This is a genomic window from Nakamurella sp. A5-74 (assembly GCF_040438885.1).
In the GTDB taxonomy this organism is placed as follows: domain Bacteria; phylum Actinomycetota; class Actinomycetes; order Mycobacteriales; family Nakamurellaceae; genus Nakamurella.
In genome coordinates this window covers 3,608,158-3,621,757 of record NZ_CP159218.1, presented here as the reverse complement: position 1 = coordinate 3,621,757, position 13,600 = coordinate 3,608,158, and the positions used below count along the sequence as shown (strand labels likewise).

The following is a 13,600-nucleotide window of genomic DNA, read 5'->3' as shown; positions in this document are numbered from 1 at the left end:
TCCACCCATCAGTCGGGTGAACGGATGCGTGGCCCGGTCCGGTTGCGGGGCGAGCAGACCAAGGAGGCGACCACCACCGATCAGCGGCTGCTGGACTCCCGCGGTCCGACCGACTGGATGCACACCGATCCGTGGCGGGTGATGCGGATCCAGGCCGAGTTCGTCGAGGGCTTCGGGTCGCTGTCCGAGCTGCCCAGGGCCGTCACCGTGTTCGGGTCGGCCAGGACGAAGCCCGAGGATCCGCACTACGCAGCGGCTCGCGAGATCGGCGCCGCACTCGCGGATCAGGGCTTCGCGGTGATCACCGGTGGTGGGCCCGGGGTGATGGAGGGCGCCAACCGGGGCGCCAAGGATGCCGGCGGCATGTCGGTGGGCCTGGGCATCGAGCTGCCGTTCGAGCAGGGCATCAACGAGTGGGTCGATCTGGGCATCAACTTCCGCTACTTCTTCGCCCGCAAGACCATGTTCGTGAAGTACTCGCAGGCATTCGTCTGCCTGCCGGGCGGCTTCGGCACCCTAGACGAGCTCTTCGAGGCGCTCACCCTGGTCCAGACCCGGAAGGTGACGAAGTTCCCGGTGATCCTGTTCGGGTCCGCCTACTGGAGCGGACTCATCGACTGGCTGCGCACCTCCGCGCTGGGCGCCGGCAACATCGGTGAGGCGGACCTCGCACTGCTGCACGTGACCGATGATGTCGCTGACGTGGTCGACGTGGTTCTGACCAGCTATCAGGCCTGGCAGCAGGAGCACTGACCGGCTGGACCGGTTGCTGCACGAAATCGACGGGTCGTGGTCGGAAGATGGCCCCCTACAAGCCTTGTGGGCAATGACCCGTCGAAAATGCCCACCGCGCGGATCGCTCGATCAGCGCGGCGGCAGGTCGGGTGGTAAGCCGGCGCTTTCTGTTCAGCCGGCTCGCGAGATGACGAAGGCCGTCAGGAATCCGAGAGTCGTGATGAGACCCGCGTACAGATGGGTGCGTTCGAAGGCTTCGGGGATCATGGTGTCGGCGATCATGGCGAGGATCGCGCCGGCGGCGAGCGCGGTGATGCCGGCGATGAGTTCGGGTGCAGCGTTCTGCAGGAGCAGGCAGCCCAGTAGTCCTGCGGCGCCGCTGGCGACGGCGATCCCGCCCCAGACGCCGAAGACGTACCGGGCGCTGCGGCCGCTGCCCTTCATGCCGGCGACGCTGGAGAGGCCCTCGGGAATGTTGGAGATGATGATCGCCGCCAGCACCGGCACGCCGACGCCGTGGCCGCTCAGCAGCGAGAGTCCCAGAACGATGGACTCCGGGATCCCGTCCATCAGAGCACCGATGGCGATTGCCGCCCCGCTGCCCTGCTGATCCTCCTCCGAGGGCTGGTGCTCGCTCGAACGTTTGCGGTGCCGGGCGCCGCGACGCGCCAGCACGGCGTTCGCCAGCACGTACACGCTGGCGCCGACGAGAAATCCCAGCGCGGTGGCGACCAGGCCGCCCTTCGTCTCGGCCTCGTCCACGAGATCGAAGGCCAGGGCAGAGATGAGCACGCCGGCCCCGAACGCCATCACCGACGCCGAGACTCGTTGCGGGACCCGGACGAACCAGGCGATCACCGCCCCGACGACGAGCGCGCCTCCCGCCAGCAGACCCCACAGCCCGGCTTGCAACCAGATCGGCATGTCCCTCACCACCCCCCGGTGCTCGGGTGATCGGCGGACGTCGCAGGTCCGTCCGGTGCGCGCAGAGCCCGTTCTCGGGTCAGACGGGCAAGCAGTGCGGGCCGCTGCCCGGCGGGAGCAGCATCCAACTCGTCACTGCAGACGTCGACGACGGCGAGGATGAGCAGACGCGCCGGTCCTGGCCCGAACTCGGCGTGCAGACGCTCCACCGTCTCGAACATCCGGTGGTCGGAGTCGGACCGGTCGGCGCCGACGGGAGCAGGCCCTGCGACGTCGTCGTGGATCCCGGTGGGACCGTGCTCAGGCATGCCGTACTCCTTCCGACCCCCAGGGTGTGGTGCCCGCGTCCGCGACGGCGAAACCGATCTGGCGCGCAGGTCCGGGAGATCGAGCTTCTCATGCCGAGCGGCGCGGAGCCCTGGTGCACGCCGCCTGTCGGGCTGCGCGGCCCGTCGTGGGATCATGGCGGACGTGCTGCGTTGGATCACTGCGGGAGAATCCCATGGACCTGCCCTGGTCGCCGTCCTCGAGGGGCTGCCTGCCGGCGTGCCCGTGACGACCGCGGACATCGCCGAACAACTCGCCCGTCGCCGCCTCGGCTACGGCCGCGGCGCCCGGATGAAGTTCGAGCAGGACCAGGTGAGCATCCTCGGCGGGATCCGGCACGGGATCAGCATGGGCGGACCGGTGGCCATCCAGGTGGGCAACACCGAATGGCCCAAGTGGGAAACCATCATGTCGGCCGACCCGGTCGATCCCGACGTGCTCGCCGGCCTCGCTCGCAACGCCCCGCTGACCCGGCCGCGGCCCGGTCACGCCGATCTCGCGGGGATGCAGAAGTACGGCTTCCACGACGCCCGCCCGGTGCTGGAGCGCGCCTCCGCCCGGGAGACCGCTGCCCGGGTGGCGCTCGGCACCGTCGCGCAGCACTTCCTGCTCGCGACCGTCGGCGCGAGCGTCGTGTCGCACGTCGTGTCGATCGGTGAGGCCGATGTCGCCGACGCCCACGATCCGCAGCGCCGGCTGCCGACCCGCGAAGACCTGGCCGCCATCGACGCGTCCCCGGTGCGGGCACTGCTGCCCGCCTCCGAAGCGGCGATGATCGCCGAGATCGAAGCAGCGAAGGCCGACGGCGACACCCTCGGCGGCGTTGTCGAAGTGATCGTCCACGGCCTACCGCCCGGCCTGGGCAGCTACGTCCACGGCGACCGCAAGCTCGATGCCCGGTTGGCGGGTGCGCTGATGGGGATCCAGGCGATCAAGGGCATCGAGATCGGTGACGGTTTCCGGACCGCCCGTCGACGTGGATCGCAGGCCCACGACGAGATGGATCCTGCTGCAGCACAGGGGATCTCCCGTCGCTCCAACCGCGCGGGTGGGATCGAAGGTGGGATGACCAACGGTTGGCCCGTCGTCGTCCGCGCCGCGATGAAGCCGATCTCCACCGTTCCGCGGGCTCTCGCGACGCTCGATGTCGCGACCGGTGAGTCCGCGCAGGCGATCCACCAGCGCAGTGACGTGTGCGCCGTCCCGGCGGCCGGCGTGGTCGCGGAAGCCATGGTGGCCCTGGTGATCGCCGATGCGGTGAGCGAGAAGTTCGGCGGCGACTCGGTTGCCGAGGTGCGCCGCAACGTCGAGTCGTACCTGGCGACGATCACTGCGACCCGACCGGTGTTCGGCACGTCATGAGCGCGCCGCTGGTGGTGCTGGTCGGTCCGCCCGGAGCCGGGAAGACCTCGGTCGGCGCCGCGCTGGCCGCGTTGACCGGTGCGCCGTTCCGGGACGTCGACGCAGACATCGAGGCGAGCAGCGGCCGCAGCATCCCGGACATCTTCACGCTCGACGGCGAGGACGCCTTCCGGGCACTCGAGCGAGCCGCGGTGGCCGCGGCGCTCACGGAGCACACGGGCATCCTGTCGCTGGGCGGCGGGGCGGTGCTCGATCCGGGCACCCGGGAACTGCTGCGTGGCCATCGGGTGGCGTTCCTGCACGTCTCGATGTCGCAGGGGGTCCAGCGGACCGGGATGGCCACCAACCGCCCGCTGCTGGTCGGGATCAATCCGCGGGCCACCTTCAAGGCACTGTTGGACGCCCGGTTGCCGCTCTACCGCGAGGTGGCGTCGATCGAGATCGCCACCGACATCCTGACCGTCGACGAGGTGGCGGGCAGGATCGCCGCCGAACTGGAGCTGGCGCCGTGAGTATCCCGACGAGCCCTGCCACGGCCGCGCCGCTGTCTGCGCCGCCGGTGCGGATCACGGTCGCCACCGCGGCACCGTACGACGTGGTGATCGGCCGAAATCTGGGCGAGGCCCTTGACGGTGCCCTCACGCCGTACCGCACGGCCGCGCTGGTGCACCCGGTGGCGCTCGTCGAGATGGCGAAGACTCTGCGGGATCGCTTGCAGGGCAACGGGATGGCCGTGCACCTGGTCCAGGTGCCGGACGCCGAGGAGGCCAAGTCGCTGGGTGTGCTGGCCTTCTGTTGGGACGTCTTCGGGCAGGTCGGCCTGACCCGTCGCGACGTGGTGATCGGACTCGGCGGCGGCACCGTCACCGATGTGGCCGGCTTCGCCGCGGCGACCTGGATGCGCGGCGTCGACGTCGTGCAGGTCCCGACCACGCTGCTCGCGATGGTCGATGCCGCGGTCGGCGGCAAGACGGGGATCAACACCGGGGCCGGCAAGAACATGGTCGGCGCGTTCCACGAGCCCGCCGCCGTGATCGCCGACCTCGCGCTGCTGGACACCCTGCCGCACGCTGAGCTGGTCTCAGGTCTGGGCGAGGTGGTGAAGTCCGGCTTCATCTCCGATCCGGTGATCCTGGAACTCATCGAGAAGGACCCGCATGCGGCGACTGATCCGCGCTCGCCGGTGCTGGCCGAGCTGGTCGCCAGGACCGTCGCGGTGAAGGCCGCAGTGGTCGCGGCCGACCTGCAGGAGTCCGACCTGCGGGAGATCCTCAACTACGGGCACACCCTGGCGCACGCGATCGAGAAGCGCGAACAGTTCCGACGGCGGCACGGTGAAGCCGTGGCGATCGGGATGGTGTTCGTCGCCGAGCTCGCGCACCGCCTCGGCCGGCTGGATGCGGCGACCGTGCACCGGCATCGCGCGGTGCTCGAGGCGGTCGGCCTGCCGACCGGCTACGAATCCGGCGCCTTTCCCGAACTGCTGGAGTACATGGGTTCGGACAAGAAGGCCCGCAATGGGACCCTGCGATTCGTGGTGCTCGACGGGCTGGGCCGGCCGGGACGGCTCGACGGACCGGGTGCGGACGATCTGGCCATGGCCTACGCCGCGATCAGCACCGACAGCACCGACAGCACCGAGGAGGGAACCCCATGACCTCGACCCCCGACCGTGATCCGTCGTCGGAACCAGGATTCGACCAGGCACTGGAGAGTCTCGGCGAGGACCTGCTCGCCGGCTCCCTGCGCCCGGTGTTGATCCTCAACGGAGTGAATCTCGGACGGCTCGGCGTGCGCGAACCGACCATCTACGGGTCCGAGAGCTACCCCGATCTCGCCACCCGATGGGCCGCGGTGGGGCTCACGCTGGGGCTGCGGGTGGATGTGCGGCAGACCGATGCCGAGGACCAGCTCGTGCGGTGGCTGCACGAGGCCGCCGACGAGCAGCTCCCGGTGGTGCTGAACCCCGGTGCCTGGTCGCACTACTCGATCGCGATCCGGGACGCCGCTGCCCAGCTGCGCTCCGATCTCGTCGAGGTGCACCTGTCGAACATCCACGCCCGGGAGGAGTTCCGTCATCACTCCGTCATCTCGGCGGTGGCCGCCGGGGTGATCTGCGGGCTCGGCCCGCTCGGCTACGAGCTCGCGCTGCAGTTCATCGCCGCTCGGTCGGTGGATCTGTAGGCACGGTCCCGGCCGCAGGTCAGCGGAAGGGTCCGCCGAACTCGACCAGGGCATGCCAGAGGTACTTGAGCTGCTGACCGGGGTCAGCAGCTCCGGGGGAGTCGAGGTCCGTCCCGCTCGTCGGCTCGCCGACGGTCGCCCAGCGTCGATGCGCCCGGCCGATGGTCTCCGGGGTGATCACGCCGAAGGTGCCCTGCACCCGCCGAGCCATCTCGACGGTCCCGGGCCCGCGGAACTGCGGGTCGATGTCTTCCGGGGTGGTCCGGAACCCTCGGTGCCACCGCACCCGCACCCCGTGGGTGGCGGCCGCGTCGGTCAGTCGGTCGCCGATGGCGGTGCCACGGAACGACGGGTCGAGCACCATGCCGACCACATCGCTGTCGAGGTGGACCGGGCCGTGCACCTGCACCTCGAGATAGTCGTCCAACGCGCGACCCGGCTCGGTGATGCGCGCTGAGGCCCGTGGGGCTCGCAGCAGGTCCACCAGACCGCCGACCGAGCCCGACGGTAACCGGAAGACGCCGCCGGTGGCGTCCGCCCGCTCCAACAGCCCGGCCAGCACCGGCATCGACTCGTCGATCGTGCCGATGTCCTCGGGCAGCGTGTGCGAGTCGCCGACCGCCAGTGTGCTGCGGGTCAGCGTCCTGGGGTTCAGCTCGAGCACGCAGGAACCGAATCGTGGAGCTGCGCCGTCCGGATGACCGGCCATGTTGAGGCCGCCGTAGCGAGGCCGATGCACCGGATCCACCGACTCCAGCCCGAACAGCGTCCGCTCCCACTGCGCGCGGGCACCGGTGGGCTCGGGGGAGTAGCTGCCCGCACTGGTCCCGGTCTCGAACTGGGTGCGGAACACGCCAGTCACCTGCAACGATTCGGCGGCCGTGTGGCCGTCAGCCGCGACCCGGTCGGGGTGGAAGTTGACCGTCACCGGGAACCGGGCGAACTCCCGCACCAGCGAATGCGGATCGGGGATCGTCCTGAACGTCCACGGGTGGTGGCGGCGCAGGACGTGCAGGACCCGCTCGGTGTCGATCTCCCGTCGCTCCGCGGCACGCTCGCGGATCCGCTCGACCGAACCGTAACCGGTGATCATCGCGACCCCGGTGCGGGCGCGATCTCTGCCGGCGATCCGAAGGTTCCGGCGAAGACGAAGCCCTGCAGGGGATTGCGGTCCCGGAGCCGGCGTTCCCGTTGCGCCAGTGAGGGTTCGGCGTCCTCGATGCTCTCCACCGGTGCCGGCCGACCGATCGCGACGGCGGTGGTGACGGTCCAGTTGTCGGGGACGCCGAAGGCGAGCGCGGTCGCAGCGTGGTCGAAGCCGGCGAACTGGTGGACCTGCAGCCCTGCGGCCAGCGCCTGCACGGTCAGGTGGGCAACGGATTGGCCGAGATCGTAGGCGGCATAGTCGGAGTAGAGCATGTCGCTGCCGGGATCGGTGGCACTGCGGTGCAGCGTGATGATCACCGCTGAGGCGCGCGGCACCCAGAACGCGTTGCCCCGGGAGAGCAGCGGGACGAACGCCCGGTGGGTCTCGTCGTCGCGCAGACCGACCAGGAACGCCCACGGCTGGCTGTTGCCCGCCGAAGGCGCCCAGCGGGCGGCCTCCAGCAGCGGACGCAGGTCATCAACACCGAGTGTGTACCCGGGGTCGAAGACGCGGGTGGAGAACCGTTCCTCCAACAGCGGCGTCAAGCCCCGGGCGGACGTGGCGTCGGCGCGTTCCCATCCCATCGGTGCCCCCGTCTCGATCGGCTGCTGCTGTCGGCTTCGCGTGCGGTGCGGTTCAGTTGGCGTCGCCCGGGCGGGTCGCCCCGCCCGCGGCATCGCGATGGTGTCTGGCCACCATGCGCTCGACGACCAGTTTGGCAGCGGCGAGGGGCATCCGGGTCTCGTCGCGCAGGATCTTGATGGCCAGGATCTGGCGGCCCGACAGCGCAGTGCTGCGCACCCGCTCCGCGAGCTCCGGCGAGATGGTGACGTCGGTGAAATCGGCGCCCCGGGTCGCCGCGCGCCGCGCAGCGAACACCAGTACGACGCACGCGCCCAGCACCAGCAGCAGCAGCAGGATCCAGACCGAGGAGGACACAGCTGAACAGTACTCACCCGTTCGGGTTGGAACGTCACCTACCGTGGGCCGATGGGTAGCCCTGGAAATCATCGTCGTCGCCGCGCTGCGGTGGCGGCTGCACTGCGGAGCGCGGACCTGCAAGCACTGCTGGTGACGGATCCGGTGAACATCCGGTACCTGACCGGGTTCACCGGTTCGGCCGGTGCCCTGCTGATCGGGTCCGGGTCCGGGTCCGGGTCCGGGTCCGGGGACGGGTCCGGTGACGTTGGCGGCACGGGCGGGGACGACCCGGCGAGCGCGCTGTGCACCGACGACCGGTATGCGCTGCAGGCAGCCGAGCAGACCCCTGACCTGGCATTGGTGATCGACCGCACCTACGAGTTGGCGCTGCTGCCCTCAGTCCGTGGTCGGTGCGGATTCGAGGCCGACCACGTCACCGTCGCGCGCTCCCGGCTGTTGACCGCCGCGGCGCAGGACGCCGGGTTCGCGTTGGTGCCGACCAGCGACGTGGTCGAGCGCGGGCGGGAGATCAAGGACGCCGGCGAGATCGCGCTGCTGCGTCGGGCATGCGCGGTGGCGGACGAAGCACTCGCCCGGCTGATCCAGGCCGGCGGACTTGCCGTCGGCCGGACGGAACGGGAGGCAGCCCTCGATCTGGATTTCCGGATGATGCGACTCGGCGCCCACGCACCGTCGTTCGCGACGATCCTGGCCGCCGGTGAGCACTCGGCCGTCCCGCACCACGAGCCGACAGACCGTCCGCTGGCGGCGGGCGACCTGGTCAAGATCGACTTCGGCGCCGAGGTGGCCGGCTACCACTCGGACATGACCCGCACCTTCGTGCTGGGCCGCGCCGCCGACTGGCAACGGGACCTGCATGCGCTCGTGCTGACGGCGCAGACGGCCGGTCGGGTAGCCGTCGCTGCGGGTGCTGACGGTGCCGCGATCGATGCTGCGGCCAGGGACGTCATCGTCGCAGCAGGTCAGGGCGAGTACTTCGGTCACGGTCTCGGACACGGGGTGGGGTTGCGGATCCACGAGGCACCGGCACTGGACGCTCGATCCACGGCTATCATGAGACCCGGAATGTGCGTCACCGTCGAACCCGGGATCTATCTGACCGGCCGCGGCGGTGTTCGCATCGAGGACACCGGGGTGGTCCGTGCGAGCGGGCCCGATGCTTCCGGGTACGAGGTCCTCACCCTGACCGGCACCGAACTCCTGGAGCTGTGACGCGCCGACAAGGCGTCGACCACGGCCTCGGGCGCAGCGAGTACAGAAAGAGGAACGACAGTGGCGAGCACCAGCGATTTCAAGAACGGCGTGGTCCTGAACCTCGAGGGTCAGCTCTGGACGATCACCGAGTTCCAGCACGTGAAGCCGGGTAAGGGTCCAGCCTTCGTCCGGACCACGTTGAAGAACGTGATGTCCGGCAAGGTCGTCGACAAGACCTTCAACGCGGGTATCAAGGTCGACATCGAGACGGTCGACAAGCGGGACATGACCTTCCTCTACAAGGACGGCGCCGACTTCGTCTTCATGGACGGCGACACCTTCGACCAGATCACCGTGGCGTCCGCGACCGTCGGCGACGTCGCGAACTTTTTGCTGGAGAACCAGGAGGCGCTGGTCGCGCAGAACAACGGCACCGTGCTGTACGTCGAGCTGCCTGCCTCCGTCGAGCTGGTGGTGCGGCACACCGACCCCGGCCTGCAGGGCGATCGCTCCACCGGCGGCACCAAGCCGGCCACCCTGGAGACCGGCGCCGAGATCCAGGTGCCGCTGTTCCTCAACACCGGTGACAAGATCAAGGTCGACACCCGCGACGGCCGCTACCTGGGTCGCGTCAACTCCTGACCTTCGCGGTCGTGACGGTCGTTTGCACCTGACCTTCGCGGTCGTGACGGTCGTTTGCACCTGACCTTCGCGGTCGTGACGGTCGTTTGCACCCGACTTTCGCGGACGTGACGGTCGTATCGCCCCGCCCCCGCCGCCCCGGCGGCACCCGAGCAGAAGGCAGTCAGCCGTGTCAGCCAGATCCAAGGCCCGCAAACGAGCCCTGGACGTGCTGTACGCAGCAGAGGCCAGGGGCGTCGACCCGATCGATGTGATGAGCGACCGGATCGACTCGCCGGAGCCGTACATCCTCGGCGAGTACGCCGAGGTGCTGATTCGCGGAGTCAGCGGGCATCTGCGACGGATCGACGACCTGCTGAGCCAGCACATCGAGGGTTGGACGCTGGAACGACTGCCGGCCGTCGACCGCGCGATCCTGCGCATCGCCATCTTCGAGATGGTCTACTCCACCGACGTGCCGCCGGCCGTGGTGATCGACGAGGCGGTCGAGGCGGCCAAGACGCTGTCCACCGACAACTCGCCGAAGTTCGTCAACGGCGTGCTCGGCCAGATCCAGGCGATCAGCAGCCGACTGCGCTGATCCGCCCACCGCGGACGTGCGTCAGGCAGGGTCCTCGCCGACCAGGCCGTCGATCGACTCCCGGATCAGGTCGACGTGACCGACGTGTCTGCCGTACTCCTCGATCATGTCGTGGACGATCCGGCGCAGGTTCGGGTGGCTGTCGCCCCAGTCCATCGCCCCGGGATGGTCCAATCCGCCCGCGGCCAGGGCTCGTGCAGTCTGCTCCCGGGATTCGGCGCACGACTGCTGCCAGAGCGCCATCAACGCTTCCGGGTCCCGCTCGCCGCCGAGATAGGGGTTGGCCCATTCGTCGGGTGTGTCCTGCTGGTCCCACGGGGATCGCGGTCGCTCACCCCACAACACCCAGCTGAACCATGAGTTCTCGGTGCGTGCGAGGTGCTGCAGCATCCCGGCCAGGGTGATCGCCGACGGCGGCAGGCGCTGGTCGAGCTGCTCGGCCGTCAGACCCCCGCACTTCCAGGCGATGTAGAACCGCAGCCGATCGAGGCTGGCGAGCAGGGCAGCGACCTCGTCGCCGGCGACCGGTGGTTCGGGGTAGTCCGCGAGGTCGATGTTCGGCGTCCGGGAGGTGGCGTCTGTGGCGGTCATGGAAGCAAACTAGAACCGTTCCCGGACGGAACTCGTCCTCATCGGGGGCTAGATTTGCCGGATGGGTGCGGACGTCGCAGGTCCAGTCGCGCGAGCGCTGCTGGCCCTGGAGACGATCCAGGGCGCCCCCGGTATCACCGCTGATGCGCTGGCCCGCCGGCTCGGAGTCTCCGACCGCGCGGCGCGGCGCTACGTCCAGACGCTGCGCGAGGCGGACATCCCGATCGAGTCGACTCCCGGGCGGTACGGCGGCTACCGGCTGGGGCGCTCGTTCCGTCTGCCACCGCTGATGCTCACCACCGCGGAGGCGCTGGGCCTGCTGATGGCGGTGCTGCCTGGCAGCGACGACGCGGACGCAGTCGCCGGTTCGGGCGACGGGACCGTGAGAGGGGACGCCGTCGCGCGGACCGCCCGGCAGCGGGCCGTCGCCAAGATCCTACGGGTGCTGCCGGCACCGGTGGCGGCGTCTGCAGAGCTGCTGCGAACGGTGCACCGAACGCGTAGATCATCTGCGCCGCAACCGGATCCGGAGCTCCTCGCGGTCCTGGTGCGGGCGGTGGACGATGCCCGTCTGGTCGGCTTCCGGTACCGCCTCTCGTCCCAGGAGAGCCGCCGGATGACGGTGGCGCCGTGGGCCGTGGTGCTGCGTCGCGAGCTGTGGTACCTGCTGTGCTGGTCGCACACGTCGGATGCCCGGCGGTTGTTGCGGATCGATCGCATGGACGAGGTCGGGCTGGAGCACGAGACCTTCTCCGCACCAACGGATCTGAGGGTCCTCGAGGTCGTCGAGCAGCACCTCAGCGAGGGCTGGCGACATCAGGCGGTGATCGAATTCACCGCCTCGGTCGCGGAGGTGCAGCACTGGGTCCCGCGCAGCATGGGAAGCCTGGAACCGTTGCCGGGCAACAGCTGTCGGCTTGCTGGAACCACACAGGACCTGCGCTGGTATCTCAGTGTGCTGGTGGAGATCCCGCTGGAGTTCCGGATCGTCGGTGGTGCCGAGCTCCTGGGAGCCGCCGAGGACGCTGCGCGCCGACTACTGGCACCGGTGGATCGATGACGTTCCCGCTGGATGCACCTGCTGGGCCGACGGTGTTGCTCGATCGAGTCGTGCTCACCGACTACGGCACCTTGGTCATCTTCTGGGACTGGGAGGGCTGTGCACCCGATCCCGACGAGGTGTTCCGCGGTCAGCACAACGGGATCATCGGGACCGGTAGGTCGGACTGCGTTTACTTCTTCCTGGCGGGCGGGTTCGGATACTCGCGCGTTCGCGTGCAAGTGACGAAGGACGAGCCCCGCCTGCTCGATGCGGAGTGGGGCGATGTCGTCGAGGTGTCGGTCGAGATTCCGACATCCGAGTTCGTGCGGTGGACGACCACGCAAGACCTCGACGGTGGCGAACTTCCGGAGCTCGCGCCGGGCAGCTACCGGGTGCGGCTGTCCGAGTTGGATCGCGATGCGGCTTCCCGTCGGCCGGGAACCCAGGACGATCCCTCAACGGACGGGCTGATCGAGCTCTGGCCGCACAGCCCTGAACCGGACCGGATCGTGCGGCTCACCAGTGCGAGCGCTCGCAGCATGCATGACGATCGACACTGATCGCCGCGTCGACGGCGGAGATCCCGATCGACGTCAGTGCAAGGTGGTGCCCTCGGGCAGCACACCCCATTCGACGAACTGCTCGGCCAGAGTCTGGGCACCCATTCCGTAGATCACTGCGAGTGAGCGGAGGTCCTCGGCGCGGATGGTCAGCGTGCGGCCCTGGTAGTCGCCGCGCTGGGACTGGATGGTGGAGGCATAGCGCGCCAACGGGCCGGCCTGGTACGTCGGCAGCTCGGAGAGTCGCTCGAGGTCGATGACCAGCTTGGCGGTCGGCGCGCTGGAGGAGGTCAGGTTCACGTCCGGCAGCAGTTCGGTGATCGGCACGGAGTAGAACTCGGCCAGCTCGGCCAGCTTGGTCACCGTGATGGCCCGATCGCCGCGTTCGTAGGAGCCGACGACGACGGCCTTCCAGCGGCCGGTGGATTTCTCCTCGACGCCGTGCAGGCTCAGACCTTGCTGGTTTCGCACGGCGCGAAGCCGAGCACCGAGTGCGTGCGCGTAATCCTGCATGCTCACTCCTCCCGTGTCCCCCGACACTACTGACCGTGACGCGATAGGTCGGTCCGCTACGAAGAGTAGTGCCCCCGACCGATCTGTACACCCTGGAGGGGCCTGTGTCCTGAACTTGCGTCCCGGCTACGATGGCAGACAGCCACTTCCTTCAAACCCGTCCGGTGAGGCGGGAAAGGAGAGCCCGGGATGAATCCTGGACCCAGTTCTGCGCGCCCGACAAGGGAGCAGCCGGGTTCCGCCGCCGGCGACACCCGCGGCAACGCCATCGTGTTGACATCCGGTGATCTCTCCCGGACCGTCGACCGGATCGCTCACCAGATCCTCGAACGCCTCGGTGACCGACCCTTCACCCTGCTCGGTATTCCGACCAGGGGAACCGACCTCGCCGCGCGGCTGGCGGAGCGGATCTCGGTCTTCTCCGGACATCCGTGCCCGGTCGGCTCGCTCGACATCACCCTCTACCGCGACGATCTGCGTCGCCGTCCCCCCAGGACGCTCGAGGAGACCCACATCCCGCCCGAAGGGGTCGACAACCGGGTCTGTGTGCTCGTCGACGACGTGCTGTTCTCCGGCCGCACCGTCCGGGCTGCGCTGGATGCGCTGCGTGATCTCGGCCGGCCGGCCGCCGTCCAGCTCGCGGTGCTGATCGATCGCGGGCATCGGGAGCTGCCGATCCGCGCCGACTACGTCGGCAAGAACATCCCCACGTCCCCGGTCGACGATGTCGCCGTCCGGCTCGTCGAACGCGACGGTCGAGATCTCGTGGAGTTGATCCGAGCATGAGCACCGCTACCCACACACCAGGACAGACTGCGCCCGCAACGTCCGGTCCCGCCGACTCCGCACCCTCGGGT

Annotated in this window: 18 protein-coding genes; 11 read left to right on the top strand and 7 right to left on the bottom strand. The window is 69.3% G+C overall.

Features of this window, described 5'->3' with window-relative positions; all coding sequences use genetic code 11:
- Nucleotides 1-24 precede the first annotated feature (24 nt).
- Nucleotides 25-753 (top strand): TIGR00730 family Rossman fold protein, encoded by a 729-nt coding sequence (locus ABLG96_RS16575; RefSeq protein ID WP_353651558.1) that lies wholly within the window; start codon nt 25-27, stop codon nt 751-753.
- Nucleotides 754-906: 153 nt separating this feature from the next.
- Here the strand turns inward: ABLG96_RS16575 and ABLG96_RS16570 are convergent, their stop codons facing one another.
- Both ABLG96_RS16570 and ABLG96_RS16565 read right to left on the bottom strand, forming a co-directional pair.
- Nucleotides 907-1,659 (bottom strand): ZIP family zinc transporter, encoded by a 753-nt coding sequence (locus ABLG96_RS16570; protein ID WP_353648433.1) that lies wholly within the window; start codon nt 1,657-1,659, stop codon nt 907-909.
- Between the two features lie 5 nt (nt 1,660-1,664).
- On the bottom strand, nt 1,665-1,967 hold the full coding sequence (locus tag ABLG96_RS16565; protein WP_353648432.1) for a hypothetical protein: 303 nt from the start codon (nt 1,965-1,967) through the stop codon (nt 1,665-1,667).
- A 163-nt stretch (nt 1,968-2,130) separates the two neighbouring features.
- Here ABLG96_RS16565 and aroC point away from each other — a divergent pair, with 163 nt between their 5' ends.
- The 4 genes from aroC (at nt 2,131) to aroQ (ending at nt 5,532) form a co-directional block, all read left to right on the top strand.
- Complete coding sequence (aroC, locus tag ABLG96_RS16560) at nt 2,131-3,348, top strand: chorismate synthase (protein ID WP_353648431.1); 1,218 nt, start codon at nt 2,131-2,133, stop codon at nt 3,346-3,348.
- Complete coding sequence (locus tag ABLG96_RS16555) at nt 3,345-3,860, top strand: shikimate kinase (protein ID WP_353648430.1); 516 nt, start codon at nt 3,345-3,347, stop codon at nt 3,858-3,860. Before aroC ends, ABLG96_RS16555 begins: the two co-directional genes overlap by 4 nt.
- Nucleotides 3,857-5,005, top strand: a complete 1,149-nt coding sequence (gene aroB / locus ABLG96_RS16550) for a 3-dehydroquinate synthase (protein WP_353648429.1) — start codon at nt 3,857-3,859, stop codon at nt 5,003-5,005. The genes ABLG96_RS16555 and aroB overlap by 4 nt, the downstream gene beginning before the upstream one ends.
- 95 nt (nt 5,006-5,100) lie before the next feature.
- The gene (gene aroQ / locus ABLG96_RS16545; protein ID WP_353651557.1) at nt 5,101-5,532 is read left to right on the top strand and encodes a type II 3-dehydroquinate dehydratase; all 432 of its coding nucleotides are present in this window, start codon (nt 5,101-5,103) and stop codon (nt 5,530-5,532) included.
- Between the two features lie 19 nt (nt 5,533-5,551).
- Here the strand turns inward: aroQ and ABLG96_RS16540 are convergent, their stop codons facing one another.
- Genes ABLG96_RS16540 through ABLG96_RS16530 form a run of 3 tightly spaced genes read right to left on the bottom strand, consistent with a single transcriptional unit; the run spans nt 5,552 to nt 7,618 of the window.
- Nucleotides 5,552-6,625, bottom strand: a complete 1,074-nt coding sequence (locus tag ABLG96_RS16540) for a DUF3626 domain-containing protein (protein ID WP_353648428.1) — start codon at nt 6,623-6,625, stop codon at nt 5,552-5,554.
- A complete protein-coding gene (locus ABLG96_RS16535) occupies nt 6,622-7,263 on the bottom strand; it encodes a nitroreductase family protein (RefSeq protein WP_353648427.1) in 642 nt (213 codons plus the stop codon). The genes ABLG96_RS16540 and ABLG96_RS16535 overlap by 4 nt, the downstream gene beginning before the upstream one ends.
- A gap of 52 nt (nt 7,264-7,315) precedes the next feature.
- Entirely contained in the window at nt 7,316-7,618 is a 303-nt protein-coding gene (locus ABLG96_RS16530; protein WP_353648426.1) for a hypothetical protein, read from the bottom strand.
- Between the two features lie 51 nt (nt 7,619-7,669).
- Between ABLG96_RS16530 and ABLG96_RS16525 the strand changes: the two genes are divergently transcribed.
- The 3 genes from ABLG96_RS16525 to nusB all read left to right on the top strand — a co-directional run bounded on the left by ABLG96_RS16525 (nt 7,670) and on the right by nusB (nt 10,037).
- Nucleotides 7,670-8,833, top strand: a complete 1,164-nt coding sequence (locus ABLG96_RS16525; protein ID WP_353648425.1) for an aminopeptidase P family protein — start codon at nt 7,670-7,672, stop codon at nt 8,831-8,833.
- A gap of 60 nt (nt 8,834-8,893) precedes the next feature.
- Nucleotides 8,894-9,457, top strand: coding sequence for an elongation factor P (gene efp, locus ABLG96_RS16520; RefSeq protein ID WP_353648424.1), 564 nt, complete (start codon nt 8,894-8,896; stop codon nt 9,455-9,457).
- Between the two features lie 169 nt (nt 9,458-9,626).
- Nucleotides 9,627-10,037, top strand: a complete 411-nt coding sequence (gene nusB / locus ABLG96_RS16515; RefSeq protein WP_353648423.1) for a transcription antitermination factor NusB — start codon at nt 9,627-9,629, stop codon at nt 10,035-10,037.
- A gap of 21 nt (nt 10,038-10,058) precedes the next feature.
- Here nusB and ABLG96_RS16510 read toward each other — a convergent pair whose 3' ends face one another.
- The gene (locus tag ABLG96_RS16510; RefSeq protein ID WP_353648422.1) at nt 10,059-10,628 is read right to left on the bottom strand and encodes a DinB family protein; all 570 of its coding nucleotides are present in this window, start codon (nt 10,626-10,628) and stop codon (nt 10,059-10,061) included.
- 61 nt (nt 10,629-10,689) lie between these two features.
- On the opposite strand from ABLG96_RS16510, the gene ABLG96_RS16505 reads away from it, so the two are divergent.
- Nucleotides 10,690-11,688 carry a WYL domain-containing protein gene (locus ABLG96_RS16505; RefSeq protein ID WP_353648421.1) on the top strand — a complete coding sequence of 333 codons (999 nt, stop codon included), beginning with the start codon at nt 10,690-10,692 and terminating at the stop codon, nt 11,686-11,688.
- Complete coding sequence (locus ABLG96_RS16500; RefSeq protein ID WP_353648420.1) at nt 11,685-12,230, top strand: hypothetical protein; 546 nt, start codon at nt 11,685-11,687, stop codon at nt 12,228-12,230. Before ABLG96_RS16505 ends, ABLG96_RS16500 begins: the two co-directional genes overlap by 4 nt.
- Before the next feature lie 33 nt (nt 12,231-12,263).
- Here ABLG96_RS16500 and ABLG96_RS16495 read toward each other — a convergent pair whose 3' ends face one another.
- Nucleotides 12,264-12,743 carry a transcriptional regulator gene (locus ABLG96_RS16495; RefSeq protein WP_353648419.1) on the bottom strand — a complete coding sequence of 160 codons (480 nt, stop codon included), beginning with the start codon at nt 12,741-12,743 and terminating at the stop codon, nt 12,264-12,266.
- A gap of 189 nt (nt 12,744-12,932) precedes the next feature.
- Here ABLG96_RS16495 and pyrR point away from each other — a divergent pair, with 189 nt between their 5' ends.
- On the top strand, nt 12,933-13,529 hold the full coding sequence (gene pyrR, locus ABLG96_RS16490; RefSeq protein WP_353648418.1) for a bifunctional pyr operon transcriptional regulator/uracil phosphoribosyltransferase PyrR: 597 nt from the start codon (nt 12,933-12,935) through the stop codon (nt 13,527-13,529).
- Nucleotides 13,530-13,600 lie beyond the last annotated feature (71 nt).